General features: G+C 70.3%; 15 protein-coding genes. 9 read left to right on the forward strand and 6 right to left on the reverse strand.

The genetic code is table 11. The annotated features are described in order from the left end of the window. On the reverse strand, window positions 1-387 hold the full coding sequence (locus NR798_RS43850) for a response regulator (protein WP_375768576.1): 387 nt from the start codon (window positions 385-387) through the stop codon (window positions 1-3). 381 nt (window positions 388-768) lie between these two features. Between NR798_RS43850 and NR798_RS43855 the strand changes: the two genes are divergently transcribed. The 4 genes from NR798_RS43855 to NR798_RS43870 all read left to right on the forward strand — a co-directional run bounded on the left by NR798_RS43855 (window position 769) and on the right by NR798_RS43870 (window position 4,682). Continuing rightward, a complete protein-coding gene (locus NR798_RS43855; protein WP_375773918.1) occupies window positions 769-1,221 on the forward strand; it encodes a Fur family transcriptional regulator in 453 nt (150 codons plus the stop codon). A 141-nt stretch (window positions 1,222-1,362) separates the two neighbouring features. Then, window positions 1,363-1,839, forward strand: coding sequence for a hypothetical protein (locus NR798_RS43860; protein ID WP_375768577.1), 477 nt, complete (start codon window positions 1,363-1,365; stop codon window positions 1,837-1,839). Window positions 1,840-2,108: 269 nt separating this feature from the next. Continuing rightward, on the forward strand, window positions 2,109-3,578 hold the full coding sequence (locus tag NR798_RS43865) for a hypothetical protein (protein ID WP_375768578.1): 1,470 nt from the start codon (window positions 2,109-2,111) through the stop codon (window positions 3,576-3,578). 189 nt (window positions 3,579-3,767) lie between these two features. After that, window positions 3,768-4,682 (forward strand): metallophosphoesterase, encoded by a 915-nt coding sequence (locus NR798_RS43870; protein WP_375768579.1) that lies wholly within the window; start codon window positions 3,768-3,770, stop codon window positions 4,680-4,682. A 17-nt stretch (window positions 4,683-4,699) separates the two neighbouring features. Here the strand turns inward: NR798_RS43870 and NR798_RS43875 are convergent, their stop codons facing one another. Further along, window positions 4,700-6,625 carry a PAS domain-containing protein gene (locus tag NR798_RS43875; RefSeq protein WP_375768580.1) on the reverse strand — a complete coding sequence of 642 codons (1,926 nt, stop codon included), beginning with the start codon at window positions 6,623-6,625 and terminating at the stop codon, window positions 4,700-4,702. 375 nt (window positions 6,626-7,000) lie between these two features. Between NR798_RS43875 and NR798_RS43880 the strand changes: the two genes are divergently transcribed. The 4 genes from NR798_RS43880 to NR798_RS43895 all read left to right on the forward strand — a co-directional run bounded on the left by NR798_RS43880 (window position 7,001) and on the right by NR798_RS43895 (window position 8,472). Next, entirely contained in the window at window positions 7,001-7,423 is a 423-nt protein-coding gene (locus NR798_RS43880) for a hypothetical protein (protein WP_375768581.1), read from the forward strand. Between the two features lie 352 nt (window positions 7,424-7,775). Further along, window positions 7,776-8,036: a hypothetical protein gene (locus tag NR798_RS43885; RefSeq protein ID WP_375768582.1), complete on the forward strand. Its 261-nt coding sequence runs from the start codon at window positions 7,776-7,778 to the stop codon at window positions 8,034-8,036. After that, window positions 8,033-8,200 (forward strand): DUF6310 domain-containing protein, encoded by a 168-nt coding sequence (locus tag NR798_RS43890; RefSeq protein WP_375768583.1) that lies wholly within the window; start codon window positions 8,033-8,035, stop codon window positions 8,198-8,200. Before NR798_RS43885 ends, NR798_RS43890 begins: the two co-directional genes overlap by 4 nt. After that, window positions 8,200-8,472 carry a DUF5953 family protein gene (locus NR798_RS43895; RefSeq protein ID WP_375768584.1) on the forward strand — a complete coding sequence of 91 codons (273 nt, stop codon included), beginning with the start codon at window positions 8,200-8,202 and terminating at the stop codon, window positions 8,470-8,472. Before NR798_RS43890 ends, NR798_RS43895 begins: the two co-directional genes overlap by 1 nt. Window positions 8,473-8,487: 15 nt before the next feature. Here NR798_RS43895 and NR798_RS43900 read toward each other — a convergent pair whose 3' ends face one another. The 3 genes from NR798_RS43900 to NR798_RS43910 form a co-directional block, all read right to left on the reverse strand. Next, window positions 8,488-10,083, reverse strand: a complete 1,596-nt coding sequence (locus NR798_RS43900; RefSeq protein WP_375768585.1) for an LVIVD repeat-containing protein — start codon at window positions 10,081-10,083, stop codon at window positions 8,488-8,490. A gap of 305 nt (window positions 10,084-10,388) precedes the next feature. Then, entirely contained in the window at window positions 10,389-13,262 is a 2,874-nt protein-coding gene (locus NR798_RS43905) for a TonB family protein (RefSeq protein ID WP_375768586.1), read from the reverse strand. Between the two features lie 108 nt (window positions 13,263-13,370). Then, entirely contained in the window at window positions 13,371-13,748 is a 378-nt protein-coding gene (locus tag NR798_RS43910; RefSeq protein WP_375768587.1) for a multiprotein-bridging factor 1 family protein, read from the reverse strand. Window positions 13,749-14,213: 465 nt separating this feature from the next. Between NR798_RS43910 and NR798_RS43915 the strand changes: the two genes are divergently transcribed. Then, the gene (locus NR798_RS43915) at window positions 14,214-14,585 is read left to right on the forward strand and encodes a response regulator (protein ID WP_375768588.1); all 372 of its coding nucleotides are present in this window, start codon (window positions 14,214-14,216) and stop codon (window positions 14,583-14,585) included. Here the strand turns inward: NR798_RS43915 and NR798_RS43920 are convergent. Next, window positions 14,582-14,743: a hypothetical protein gene (locus tag NR798_RS43920; RefSeq protein WP_375768589.1), complete on the reverse strand. Its 162-nt coding sequence runs from the start codon at window positions 14,741-14,743 to the stop codon at window positions 14,582-14,584. The genes NR798_RS43915 and NR798_RS43920 overlap by 4 nt on opposite strands. Between the last annotated feature and the right edge of the window lie 77 nt (window positions 14,744-14,820).

A 14,820-nucleotide genomic window follows, 5' to 3' on the forward strand; every position in this document is an offset into this window, starting at 1 on the left:
CTAGGCCGTTCCGGTCCCATGCGCAGCGTCCCTCACCAACGCCAGGAGGACCTTCGACTCGATGGGCTTGGAGAGCACCTGGACGTGCGTCAACTCCAATGCCTCGCGCACCAGCGGATGGGAGCGGGCGTGGCCGGTGAGGAAGACGGTGCGCCCGGCAAAGCCATTGTCCTTCAGCCAGCGGTAGGCATCCAGCCCGCTGGGCACGCCCGCCCCGAGATTGATGTCCAGCAGGGCCAGCCCGCAGCCGAGCGCCTCGACGCGCCGGCGCTGCAGCTCCTCCACGGAACCGGCGCCCACGCACGCCTCCGCGCCGGACAGCGAGAGCAGCTCGCAGAGGATGCTCCTCAGGTCCGCATCGTCCTCCAGTACGAGCACCCGTAGCACGTCCCGCCCTCCCTGCTGGCCAGGCCCTGGAGCGTCCGACGTCCAGGGCCCTCCCCGCAAGCCGGACGCTAGGCCATGCGGCGCTTTTAGGACAGGCCTTGGACAGGCCCCGGACGGACCCTTCCACCCCGCGGGCCATGCCCCCCGCCTGACCGTCCCCTCCTACTGTCCGTCCCATGCAACCGTCCTACATCTACAACTCAATGGCATGAGCCCCCCGCGCTCTACGCGTTCTCCCTTACGCACGAGCGGGCCCACGAGCCGCCCGGCAGTCTCCTGAGCAGCCGGAACCGTCTGCACTGCCTTTAAAAACGCACGGAGCCCACCTCTTGCGTAGCAAGTGGGATGCAACTTTCCAGGAGTTGGGTTATGCGGAAGAGGATGGCTGCCAGGAAGAACGCACCCCAGCCCAAGCTCACCGAGTACCAGGACCGTTTGCGCGCCGCGGGGCTGCGCAGCACCTCGCCCCGGGTGGCGGTGCTGCGCGAATTGGAGTCCGCTACCTCTCCGCTGAGCCACGCCGATTTGGTGGAGGCGCTGGGCGAGGAGGGCTACGACCGCGTCACCATCTACCGCAACCTCACCGACCTCACCGAGGCCGGCCTGGTGGTGCGCGCGGACCTCGGAGACCACGTCTGGCGCTTCGAGCTCAAGCGCGAGGCGAAGTTCGCCCACCAGGGCACGCACCCGCACTTCACCTGCACCGACTGCGGCTCCGTGGCCTGCCTGCCCGCCGAGTCCGTCCGGCTCTCCTCCACCAAGGGAGCGCCCCGGTCCGTGGCCGCCCGCTCGGTGGACATCCAGCTGCGCGGCCTCTGCGACCGCTGCGTCTAGGTCCCCGCTCCCCTCCCGTCCAGCCCGCCTGCCTGCCCTCCGGACGGCAAACCGCCTCCGGAAGCGCGTCCGGTTGGCGCCGGCCCCTGGAAACCCCACCCTTTAGCGGCAGGTATCCCACATGCACCCGGAGGGGTCATCATGAAGAAGCTTCTTACCGCACTGGTCCTCACGCTGAGCACGGCGGCCCTGGCACAGACGGACGCCCCGCAGAACACCCAGGCCCAGCAAGAGCAGAAGAAGAACGACACGGCCCGCATCAAGACGGGCGTGGACGCCACCGAGGTGGCTCCCGCCGTGAAGGGCGCGGTCAAGGACGTGGGCGCCGCGGTGGGCCTCGACACGGAGAAGGACGGCACCTTCAAGACGGACAAGGCGTTCACCGTCAACGGCACGCTCAAGGGCGAGGCCATGGGCGGCATCACCCTCGCGCGCCAGGGCCTGCCCAACGCGGACCTGGACGTGCGCAAGCAGACGAAGGTGATGCTGGATGGCAAGAAGGTGGAGCTGAAGGCCATCCCCGAGGGCGCCCAGGTGCGCGCGAAGTTCCAGCTCGAGGGCGAGCAGCCCGTCGCGGTGGAGATCAACGCCAAGAGCCCCAAGAAGATGACCAAGTAGAGGCAGCCGGCTACCCAGTCCGTGCCTCGGCGGTAACAGCCCGGGCCCGTTTCCCTCGCGGGGGAACGGGCCCGGTGCTTTTCCGCCCTCTCCCCTCCCCGTCTCCGGCACCGCGGGGGAGCGCGCGGTGCACTCCACTTCCCTCCGTGGCGCCGCCCGCGGCACACGCGTTCCCCTCCGACGCCTCACCCTCGCGGGTACGGCGCTTGCTCTACCCGGAGTGTTTCGAGACTCGTCAGGAGACGAGGCCCGAGGAGGCGGGAGAGGTCATGCGCAGACTGTTGGGGGCGTGGGCAGTGGGAGCGATGGTGGCGTGGGGCTGCGGCAGCACGACGGAGGAGCCGCGAAACCCTGGCGTGGACGAGAACCCGACGCGGACGGAGGATCCGCCTCCCCAGGTCCACCAGCCGCCTCCGGTGGTCGTCGCACCACCCCCGGTCACCGAGCCACCCGTGAACCCGGAGCCGACGCCGACGGACCCGGCCCCCACGGACCCGGGGCCCACCGAGCCCACCCCCACCGAGCCGGTGGTGACGGCGGGGCCCTGGCCGGACGAGCCGGTGGTGAACTACTCGAGCCGCTACGGGCTCGGGAACGTGCGGGGCGTGGCGGTGGACGACGCGTACAACATCTGGCTGCTCGACGGCGACCGCATCGGCGTGCTGCGGGCCGGAGACACCGCGCCCCGGTGGACGAGCGGCGTGGGCCAGGCGGGGCCGGGCTTCGGGCCCGACAAGCTGGCACTCGGCTCCACCGTCATCTGCGGTGGCAGCGCGGGCCGGGCCTACGTGGGCTACCACACCTATGAGCTGGACAGCGCCTTCATCTACAGCCCGGATGGCACCAACTTCCCCGGCTACAACGACCCGGACCCGACGCGCTTCGATCCGGTGCGCTACCAGGAGTACCAGAAGGGTGACCTGGACGTGGTGCGGCTGCAGGCGGACGGCAGCGTCGCGCTGGAGACGCACCTGAGCCGCTCGGCGCGCAGCAACGGGCCGCAGGACATCGGCATCCGCAACACGAACGACCACCACTTCGACGAGGACCGCTCGGTGCTCAGCTGCACCAAGGTGATGCGCGGCAAGCACCGGGGTCAGGTGTACATCGGCACCAACCACGGCGTGACGCGCATCCAGGGCACCGTCTACAACAGCCACCGGCACCCGGTGTGGTTCAAGCCCAAGCCGGACGGCGGGGTGTCGCAGATGGCCGGCTACACGTACGCGCTGGGCATCGCGCCCAACGGCGATGTGCTCATCGGCAACGACTGGAGCATCGGCGTGGTGACGCCCTCGGAGCTCCTGGCGGACTGGGACAGGACGAGCCAGACGCTCAACCCGGAGAAGCTCAACTCCTTCCTCCCCGAGGTGAACGCCGAGCCCGAGATGGACTACTGGCGCGGCATCCAACAGACAAAGGACGGGCACTACTACCTGGCGAGCAAGGAGTACGGGCTGTGGCGGATGACCATCGCGCGCCGCTCCGAGGCCCATGGCGCCAAGGTGGCCGGGCTGCCCACCGACCGGCTCACCTCGCTGGCGGCCACCGATGACGGCACGCTCTTCATCGGCACCGAGGGCTTCGGCCTCTGGCGGCTGGACGGGCAGCAGGCGCCGGTGCACGTGGGGGGCGTGGATGGCACGGTGGTGCGGCAGCTGCTCTATGACCCCACCGTGAAGCCGGCCATGCTCTACGTGCTCACCAACGCGGGACTCACGGTCATCCGGGGCCACTGAGGCTCCCTTCGTCACCGGGCCGCCGGGCGTGAGTCCGGCGGCCCGGAATTTTTGGGGGTGTCCCGGGCTTTACCTTCCGCCCGCTGACACCGGCTGGAGACCGGGCAGGCGAACCCGAGGCCCGGCCTCGTCGTCCGTGGCCGGTGTCCTCTACAATTCGAGCCGTCCCCCGCCGACGGAAGGAAACTCATGGCCTTGAGACTCGCCCGCCGCCGTTCCGCCCCCCAGACCGCCGAGGCACTGTCCGCCCCCGTTCCCGGGTCGCACCGGAACCACATGAAGCGGAACGAGCTCAAGGCCATCGGGCCGGACCCGTTGCGGCCGGAGGCGCGGCTGCGCTGGAGAGATCACTTCACCCTGTCGGAGAACGTGCTGCACGTGCCGGGCATGCACCGGGAGCACGATGGGCTGCGCATCGCGCACCTGTCGGACATCCACGTGGGCCAGGCGACGTCGGCGGTGCGCATCCGCCGGGCGGTGGCCGAGGTGAACGCGCGCAACCCGGACCTGGTGTTCCTCACGGGCGACTACGTCACGCACAGCCCCAAGCCGCTGCCGCGCGTCATCGAGCTGCTGTCCGGCTTCTCCAGCCCCGTCTTCGCGGTGCTGGGCAACCATGACCACTGGGTGGACGCGCACTACCTGCGCGCGGGCTTCGAGCGCCTGGGCTACACGGTGCTGCAGAACGAGCACCGGGTGATGCACCTGCGCGGGGCGCCGCTGACGGTGCTGGGCATCGACGATGGGCGCACGCACCGCGACGACGTGGAGCGCACGTTCCACGGCGCGCCCGAGTCGGGCACGCGTCTGGTGCTCACGCACGCGCCGCCCACCATCGACAAGCTGCCGCCCAACGGCAACCTGGTGCAGTTCTCCGGGCACACGCACGGCGGCCAGTTCGTGGTGCGCGGCCTCACCGAGGCCATCTTCCGCCGCGCCGGCCAGCCCTACATCCAGGGCCACTACCACGTGCGCGGCAACCAGCTGTACGTGAACATGGGGCTGGGTTTCGGCTTCGGCGGGCCCTACCTGCGCCGGGGCACCTACCCCGAGGTGGCCTTCTTCACCCTGCGCCACGCCGAGACGGCCAGCGCCCACATCTGAGCCTCGGCCGGTGAGGCTCAGCCGGTGTGCGCCTCCTCCGGGAGCGCGCCACCGACGTCCCGGGCCGCCCCCCGCGCGTCCCGGGGCAGCACCACCGTGAACGTCGTGCCCTCGTGCTCCGTGGAGCGCACCGTCACCTGGCCCCCGTGGGCCTCGACGAGCTCGCGCACGATGAACAACCCCAGCCCCAGCCCGCTGCCCCGCCCGCTCCGCGCCGCCCCCACCTGACGGAACGGATCGAAGAGCGTCGTCAGCAGGTGGCTCGGAATGGGCTCGCCCGGGTTGGAGATCTCCAGCACCTGCCGCTCGGCCTCGTCCCGGCAGCGCACGAAGACGGGCCCCTCGCGCTCGCCGTGCTCCAGCGCGTTGCTCACCAGGTTGCTCACCACCTGGGCCAGCCGCTCCGGGTCCCAGATGCCCTCGCCGCCGCCCTCGGCCTGCACGAGAATCTCGCGCCCCGGGTGCGCCACCGTCAGCTCCTCCACCACCTGCCGGCACACCGCGGGCAGGCTCGTGGGGGACAGGTGCAGCGGAATGCCTCCCGACAGCCGCGCCCGCGTCAGGTCCAGGATGTCGGAGATCATGTTCCCCATGCGCGCCGCGCTCGTTTCAATGCGCTGCGCCAGCTGCTGCTGCACCGGGGACATCGCGCCGCGCCGCCGCAACTGCCGCGCCGACAGCGTGATGGCGTTGAGCGGGTTGCGCAGGTCATGGCCCAGGATGCCGATGAAGCGCTCGCGGAACTGCGCCTCCTCCTGCATCCGCTCCACCGCGCGTTTGCGCTCGGTGATGTCCATCATCGAGCCGATCATCCGCAGCGTGCGCCCCTGGGCGTCCCGGGTCACCAGCCCCCGGTCCAGCACGTGCACGTACATGCCATCCTTGCGCCGGAAGCGGTACTCGGCCGCCCACGACTCCCCGCCCGACTGCAACACGTGCCCGAGGCTGCTCAGCACCAGCTCCCGGTCGTCGGGGTGGAGCTGCTGCTCCCACCAAGAGATGCCGCCCATCTCCTCGGACGCGTAGCCGAGCACCGTGAGGCAGGACTCGCCCCAGTGGATGTGCTCGCCCGAGGGGTTCCAATCCCAGACCACGTCATTGGTGGCCCAGGAGACGAGCCGGTAGCGCTCCTCTGCCTCGCGCAGCGCGGCTTGCGCCCGCTCGCGCCCGGTGCAGTCCATCACCACGCCCAGCATCCGCGTGGGCCGGCCCTCCTCGCGGAACGTCTGCCCCACCACCTCGAAACAGCGCTCGGTGCCGTCCGCGCAGGGCCCGCGGAACTGGAAGGTGTAGGGGCCCTCCGCGCACAACCCCTGCAGGAAGGCCTCGGCCACCCGCGTCCGCTCGCTGGGGTTCACCCGCTCCAGGAAGCCCTCCATGGTGTCGCCCGGCCCTCCCGGTGGATGGCCGAAGAAGGCCTCCGCGTTGTGGGACCAGACGAGGGTGAGCCGCGCCTCGGACCACTCCCACGTCACCATCTGCGCCGTCTCCAGCGCCAGCCGCAGGTGCTCCTCCCGGGCGCGCGCGGCCCGCTCCTGCTCCAGCTCCTCGCGCAGCGCGCGCCGCTCCACCGAGACGTCGGTGATGTCGGAGAGCCACAGCGAGAACCCATCGCCGCGCCGCAGTACCCGGGCCCGGTACCAGCGCTCCGCCCCGTCCACGCGACCCTGCACCTCGAAGGACAGCGGCGCGCCCGTGTCCACCAGCCTGCCCAGGGCGCCGCGCTCCGGCAGGCCCTTCAGCCCGCCGCGCCACGCCGACAGCGCGGGGCCCAGGCCCAGGCCGTGCACCAGCGCCTCGGCGGCCGGATTGAGGGCCGTCCACTGGAAGTCGAGCAGCGCACCGGCCTCATCCCGCACGGCCTGGAAGAGGACGCACGGATCCGGACACTCGGCGTGGAGCTGCCACGCGAGCTCGGGCCCTGGAACCCTGGATGAAGTCATGCAATCCCCCCGCCTCACCTCCACTCGTCAGGGCGCTGAAAGGCCCCGGAGGACGGTGCGGTGGGGAAGTATGCCATGACCCTCCCGGTGTCGGCCATGACCTGGCGGCAATATCCAGCAGGAGGCTCACGGGTATCCCGAAGCTCCAATGCGCCCATGACCGCCTCCACCGCGCCCATTCCGAGAGGCCCGCTGAAACCCGCGCGTGCCGGAGCGGTGGGCTCCACGCGCCACGCCCGCCTCCCGTCAGCTAGGCCGGGCGGCCGCCCTGCTCTGCCTGGCCCTCGCGCCTATCGCCTGCAAGAAGCCCTCGCCGGAAGCCGCCCCCTCCCCGCGCCGCGCGAGGTCTCCACGCCGCCGGGTGACTCTCCGCGCATGGGAGACGAGGAGCTGCGCGCCAAGACGCTGCATCTCGCTCGGGAGATGGGCCTGCTCGTGCTGCGTCGGCAGGGCTCCGTGCCCCCCTTCGGCCTGACGCTCGACCCGGCTGGCGACAACCCCAGGACGTTCTTTCCAAGGGACCAGCGGCCACAGGCCTCCTCGGACGAGCTGCTCGATGCCACCGTGGCGCACCTCGCGCGGGGCCGCGCCTCGGCCGACGTGGGGGCGCTCGCCGTCGTCACCACGCTGGAGTCCGAGGGCGGCCCATCCGGCCTCGGCATTCAGGTCGAGACCCGCGCCTCCGCGGTGTTTCTCATCTACCCCTACAGCAAGTCCGCTCAGGACTGGGGCCTCGGCGAGCCCCAGCCCGCCAAGGGTCTGCTCGTCGGGCCGCTGCTCCATACCGCGATGCAGTGAGCTGTCTCGTGACTGGCTCCACCCTCGACGCAATGCCGGACCCTGGCGCCATTGCGGCCCTCCAGGCAGGAGCCCTCCGAGGTGCTACGTGATGCGTTGTTCACGGGTGCTGCGCTGCGTGGCCTTGATGGGGTGTGTGGTGGCGCTGCGCCAAGCATCCGTCATGATTCCCCGCTGGAGGGGCACACTGGGGGCACATGCAGCCCAACCAGGTCAAGCCGCTCACGGACGCGAGCGGCCAGGGTTCCCGGTGTCCCAGGGCTCACGAGAAGCCCGTGGGAGGCTGCTTGTCTCGCGTGCCTGGGTGCTGGTGGTTCTCGGGCTGCAGTTGGCGTGCGCGACGAGCTACCCCATGGGAGGGACTCTCACCGGCAGGCGAAGCTGGCGCCGTGGGGGTGGTGCCCAGGCGGCGGCCGAGGTGCTGCGCCAGGACCTGGTGGTCACCAACCTCCGGCGCGCGGCGAAGCTGCCCTGGACGGACGGGGGCCAGTGCGTCGTCGAGGAGGCGGGCCAGCCATGGGCCGAGTTGGTGGAGCGGTGCTTCTACGCGCTCGCCCACGAGCGGGTGAGGTTCAGTGACTCGAGTACTTCGACGAGTACAGCGACTTCTTGAAGAAGATCACGGTCGAGAAGGAGATTGAAGAGTTCAATGTGTACCGGGACATCGCGCTGGCCTGTGGGTACGCCTTCAAAGTCGGGGTGATCAGCGAAGCCCACAAGGCGGCGCTGCTGAAGGAAGACGACAGCTTTGATATCGTCGTCACAGGGTGCGAATGATGACTGCTCGAGCCGAGTTGTATCTTCACGTTTTCGCTCCAGCGCTCACCAGAGACGACGGGCGCCCGCTCGCGGCCGTTGAAGGGATGGAGCAGGCAGTGCCCGGGTTGCGCTTGGCGTGGCGGCTCTCGGACGCGGGGCGGCCCGTCGCACTCGCGCAGCGCGGGGTGTGGCTAGAAGGAGCGGATGCCGCGACTGGACGGGCTTGGCCTGCGTACGGTGTGGCGGCAGGCGCCGGGTGTGCCCTTGAAGGCCGTCAGCAGAGCGCGTGAGTCCCGCGCGCCCGCTCACTTCTCGCGCAGGATGAGCAGCCCGCGCACGGTGTCCACCGTGTAGATGAAGCCATCGCCCGGGAGGCGGATGCCCATGGCACCCTCGAAGTAGTCCGCCTCGTGCGGGTCGCTCTCGCGCCAGGTGTTGAAGTACGCCACCTCGGTGGGCTTCGTGGGATTGGACACGTCCAGCACGCGCACGCCCTCCTGGTACCAGGCGACGTAGAGCTTCTTGCCCACCAGCAGCATGTTGTGGATGGAGAGGTTGGGGCGGAGCTGGAACTCGCCAATCTTGACGATATTCGCGGGGTCGGTGACGTCGAGCACGCGCAGGTGCTCGCCGGGGCCCTCTCCGCCCATGAAGGCAATGGTGCGGCCGGCGAAGGTGCCCACCGCGCTCGCGTGGCTGTACTGGTCGGGGTAGTCGTAGCGGCCGAGCGTCTGGAGGTCGTTCGGATTGCTCACGTCGACGACGACGTAGCCCTGGTCCGAGTAGTTGACGTAGAGCCTGTCGCCCACGGCGAACATGTCGTGCGGGAGGGTGTCGTAGGGCGCGTAGCGGTTGAGCTCGAGCGGGTTGAGGGGCGAGGTGATGTCGAAGAGGGCCACACCCGTGGCGAGCGTGGCGTAGAGGCGGTTGCCGTCCACGAAGAGGGTATGGGTGTTGATGCGGGTGCTCGCGGGCAGGGACTTCACCAACTGGGGATTGGCCGGGCTGCTGATGTCGAAGACGAGCACGCCCTTGTCGTTGCTCGCGACGTAGAGCGCGTTGCCCTTGGCCCACACGCCGTTCCAATAGGAGTCGCCCGCCATCTCCACCGTCTTCACCTTCACGGGCGCGGCCTTGTTGCTCACATCGAAGACGGTGAGGCCTCCCGTTCTCGTCACATGGTTGACCGACACCACGTAGGCGTGGCCCTGGGTGACGTAGACGTCCGCCGGCATGCCGATGTCCACGTGGCTCTCCGAGACGAGCTCCAGGCCCGAGGCCTCTGCTTCCCCCGCGCGCCGCGTCAGGCGCTCGGACTTGAAGGTGGCGCGCGAGAGGAGCCGACCGTTACGGCAGAAGGCATAGCAGCCGGTGAACCCGGGGGCCTGGGGGGCCTCGCAGGTGACGGCCGCGAACTTGCGCGTGCCGCCATCCGCCAGCGTGGTGACGGTGGAGAACAGCCGGGCGTTGCCCTGGCGCGACTCGGTGGCGGCCCTGCCGTCCAGGTACGAGGTGCCCCCGTCGTTGCTGAGCGCGAGGGCGCCGACGGTCCTGTAGAGGAAGGCGCCGTTCGCGTCCTCCTGGCGCGTGCTCAGCACGTAGGGGCCGTCGGTGCCCGCGTTCGCGAGGCTGTTCTGGTCGCACGCCGAGAGGTCGAAGGTGTCGAAGTCGCAGCCGCCCGCGTTGCTGGTGGCGAAGCCGCAGGGCGAGTACCGCTCGGGCACGGGATCGGGCCAGTTGCCGGCCTCCTCGAGCGGGACGTAGCCGCCGTCCCACTCGTAGCCGGTGGAGTCCTCCGGAGTGGAGGCGTCGGGGGAATCCGTGTTGCCCGGCTTCGGGCAACCGGCGAGCGAGAGGAGGCTGCCAAGCAGGGCCGCTCGGGTGAGGCCGTTCCAATTCATGGCGGGAAGCTCCCTTGAGAGGGCGCGCATCCTGCTGACGCACGCGCCCCCGCGCAAATCGAGGGCTTCATCCGTCAACTATTTTCCCACGAGGCGTGAAGCCAGACGCGAAGCTAGAGCCGAAGCCGCAAGACACCACGCCAGTCGGATCGCCCGTATTTCGAGCCGGGCGTTCAGTGTACAAGCGCGCTTCGACCTTCCGGCAGAGGCCGGGGAGCACGAGGGATGGCGCGCGCTCGTACCGCGCTTCGAGTACCTGCTCGAAGTGCATGCCGCCCCCGACGGTATGTGGATGACGTGCTGACTCAGTAGCGGCCCTTGAGGCCGAGGATGGGCAGCACGATGGGCACGCCCGAGGGGCGCTTCTCCAGGGGCAGGTTCACGCCCCCGAGGTAGTCGAAGGCCACCACCTCCTGGCTGATGGTGACGTTGAGCATGTCCAGGTAGGCCTCGAGCGTGAAGGTGTCGTAGGCCCAGGCCTTGGACAGGCGCAGGTCGAAGCGGAAGAAGGGCGGCAGCCGGTCCACCTTGTCCCGGTCCACGCGGACCCAGCGCGGCTGGCCGGACTCGTCCTGGCCCTGCGTCATCGTGCGGCTGGTGAGGTTGCCCGACTCGGGGCGGCCGGTGTTGAAGTGCAGCACGCCGCCCAGCGTGACGTTGTTCGCGAACTTGTAGCTGAGCACCAGGTTGGCCACGTGCGTCTGGTCGAAGACGTAGGGCAGGTCCGCCTCGTCCTGGCCCACCGGCACGTCCTGGTCGTTGAAGCGGGTGAAGCGCACGCGGCGCGTGCTGCGCTGCAGCGAGTAGGACAGCCAGCCGAACCAGTTGCCCCCCAGCGGGCGGCGGATGAGCAGCTCCAACCCGTACGACAGGCCACGGCTGCTCACGTCCGGCAGCTCGATGCCGGGCAGGGAGGGCACCTGCTCCTGCGCCATGCCCCGCGTGATGCGCCGAGGTCCCGGGCCGGGCGAGGGCGGCACCGGGTCCCTCGGGTCTCCAATCCCATCGGGCAGGTCCGGCGTCTGGATGGGCGCCTCCTCGTTGCCGAAGGGCGTCAGCTCCACCGTGCGCAACATCGGGTTGACGTACCCATCCAGGCTCACGTCGAAGCCCCACAGGCCCTTGTACTCCACGCCCGCGGACACCTGCAGCGCCTGCTGCAGGCCCTGGTCCAGGGCGGCGATGTCGATGATGGGCAGGCTGATGAGCGTGGTGGGCGGCTGGTGGTAGAGGCCCACGCCCCCCTTGAGGGTGAGCTGCTCGCCGAACCTCCGGCGGGCGGTGAGGCGCGGCTCCACGGCGATGTGATTGATGCCGCCGGCCAGGTGGTAGTTGTCCACGCGCAGGCCGGGCACCACCGTCCACGGCGAGCCCTTCTCCTCCCACTGCAGCTCCGCCCAGAGGCCGCTGAAGGTGGCGATCGCCACCGGCATCTCCACGTCCGTCTCCTGGATGGGGCCGCCCGTGGGCAGGCGGGTGCGCTGGTGGATGGCGACGAGCGCGCGCTTGTTGTCCACGTCCAGGCCGCTGCGCAGGGAGAAGGCCTCGCCGAACTTGCGCTCGTACCCCAGGCGCGCGGTGAGGTCGCGCTGGTCCACGTCGAGCGTGGTGCCGCCATACGTCTCGTTGTCACTGCCGATGGCGAAGCGGTCAAACCCCCAGGTGAAGCCCGTCTCCAGCTCGCCGCCGCCCACCGGGTGGCGGTAGCGCAGGTCCACCCGGTGGAAGAGGATGGACTGCAGCGCGGTGGTGCCCACGTCGCTCGTCGCCTGGGTGCCGAAGGTGTCCGAGGAGCCGAAGGCGAAGAGGCGCAAGCGGCCCTGCCCCAGCGACTGCTCGACGCGCGCCTGGTAGTCGTAGAAGTCCAGCACCAGCTTCGAGTCGTTGCCGCCGGGCGGCTTCATGGCGTTGGCCGCCAGGGCAATCAGCCACGGCGTGTACGAGACGCGGCCCGCCACCGAGACGTGGGTGCCGGTGGACTGGAAGGGGTACTCGAGGAAGAGGCCCGCGTTGATGAGGTCCGCGTAGGCGCTGCCGTGGAGCCGGTCATCGCGCGGGCGCGTCAGCCTGCCCTCCACCGCGCCGCCGGTGAGCCGTCCGTACTGGGGGGACGGGTTGCCCGGGAAGAAGTCGATGGAGTCGATGAAGTCCGGGTGGATGACGGCCGGCCCGAGGAAGAGGTGGAAGAGGATGGGGACGCGGATGCCGTCGAGGAAGTAGCCGGTAGCGGCCGGCTGGCTGCCGCGCACCACCGGGTAGGAGATGCCCGAGAGCATGCTGCCTACGCCCGGCATCAGCATCATCACCCGGAAGGGGTCTCCCATGGTGCCGGGGATTTCCCGCAGCTCGGCGTCGTGCAGCGTGACGCGGGACACCTCGGTGCGTTCGCGGTCTCCGCGCACCACCGTCTCGTAGGGGTTCACCACCAGCGGCTCCAGGCCGTACACCACCTCGAGCGCCTCGCCCTGACGCACCTCCTCGCGGAAGACGCCGGGCTTGTGGCCGGGAGCGTTGACGCGTACCCACTGGGTGCCCGGGGGCAGCCGTGCCTCGAAGCGCCCGTCCGGCCCCGTCTCCACCGGCACGTCCCGCGCCGCGTCCGACACCAGCACCGCGCCCACCAGAGGCTTGCGATTGCCCTTGGCGCGGATGAGGCCGCGCAGCGTGACGGGCGCCTGGGGCGTGCCGGCCTCGGCCACCTGCTGGGGAGCCTCGAAGCGGTACTCGAAGTGCAGCCGCACCGGCACCGGCGCGCCGTCCACCTTCGCGGGGGTGAAGCGCAGGCCCGGCGCGGCGTGCAGGGCGGCCTCGTCCAGCAGCGGGTGCGGGCCCTCGAGGAGGCGGACCTCGGCCACCGCGCCCTCCTCGTCCACCAGCAGCTCCAGCCGCACCGTGCCCGCTACCGGCTGGGCGGCGAGGGCCTCGGGGTAGCGCGCGGGCGCGTCCTCCACCAGCGTGGGCGCCTCGAAGCCCGGCTGCGCGCCCTGTAGCTCCACCTCGGTGGGCACCAGGCCCGCGTCGGGGGTGGCCAGGGGCGCGTCCGGCAGGTTCCGCAGGCTGGGCGTCGTGGTGGGCACCTGCGCGCGGGCCGCGGCGAGCGGAAGCAGGACGGCCAGCACCAGGGCCAGGGCCGCGCGGGGACTGCTCTCCACGTTCAGACGCCGCTGCTCGTTCGCCATGTGCACCCGTCCGCGCAGGGGGAGGAGCCCATGACGCCAGCCCATTCAGGGGAAAGACAAGCCCTGACGGCCACGAAGGGGCCCGCCTGCCCGCCAGGGCTTCAGGGCTTAACGTTTCTGCAGCGCCGCGGCCACGAGGCCAATCAGCTTGAGCTGCCCGGCGTCCAGCTTGCGCAGGGTGCGCATGAGGCGGCGCAGCTCGGGCACCTCCTCGTACTCGGGCGGAGAGGACTCGGCCACCCAGGTGGCCACCTCGCCCGTGTTGAGGCCCAGGAAGGTGTCCGAGGGCGTCCGCAGCGCGATGCACAGCCGCCGCAACGAGGGCACGCTGGGCAACATCCGCCCGCGCTCCAGCCGCCCGTACACCTCCGTCGCCAGCCCTACCCGCTCCGCCACGTCGGCCTGCGTCAGCCCCGCGCGCACCCGCGCCTCGCGGGCGATCTCGCCCACGTTCGCTGCCAGTTTGCCGGTCGACGGTTGTCCCATGGTGGTTCTCTGACTCTCGCGGAGGCGACCCATCAGGCCACCCTGCTTAGAGCCGGAGAGGCAGGCGCGACAGGACAGGATGGGTAGTCGCGAAAACCTGGGACCCTAATAGTGCTCGCTGGAGCACGAGGGCGGGACACCCCGCTTCATGCGTCCCCCGGGGGGTGGTTCCAGAGGTGAACCGAACGCATCAGGTCGTCCCCCCCGCTGGAGCCAAAAGGTGAGGAGATGACCATTCACATCCTGTTACCGGCATGGGACCTGGTTCTTGCCTCCGTCCGGAACCCGGGATGTCCCACGTCGAACGATTGGGGCCCAACCCACCACGCCGGGCGGTTTTCCAGGCCCTCCGGAGTCCCCCATCGGTCCAGGAGCCAACCCTTGGCGCGGCCCGGCGCAAGCGTCTTTCCGGCCCTCGTGAGGCGCTCGTGCTATGGCCCGCCAAGAGGGAAGGCCAGGAGGACAATGAGCGAAGTGCGGAACCGCGTCCTCGTCGTGGAGGACCATGCGGACAGCCGGGAGTTGCTCGCCGAGTTCCTCGAAGCGCTCGGCTACGAGGTGGAGGTGGCGGGCCACGGCCTGGAGGCACTCGAGCGGCTGCGGGGTGCGTCACCGCCCGCGGTGATGGTGCTGGATTTGATGATGCCGGTGATGAGCGGCTGGGAGCTGATGCGCCACGTGCGCGAGGACCCCGCGCTGCGCTCGCTGCCGGTGGTGGTGGTGTCGGGCGCGGGGGATGCGCACGGGCTGCCCGAGGGCATCCTCGGCGCTGTGCCCAAGCCGGTGGATTTGAACGCGCTCCAGTCCTTCCTGGAGGAGGCGACGCGGCGTCGCTAGCCGGGGGCGCCGGCCAGGTCGAGCATCTCCACCCGCTGCTGCTCCCGGTCCAGCCGGTAGCTGACCTGGAAGCCGGAGGACAGGCGCAGCACGCCCACCTCCAGCCCGTTGCGCGGGGGCGGCCGGGAAGCGGTGAGGCGCTGGGACAGCTCGCGCATGACACGCCCCCTCACGGTCGAGGGACAGCCCGACAGAAGGCGCGCCACCTGCTGCGACAGTGTGAACTGAAGGGCCA

The organism is Archangium gephyra (assembly GCF_042230915.1).
GTDB lineage: Bacteria > Myxococcota > Myxococcia > Myxococcales > Myxococcaceae > Archangium > Archangium gephyra_B.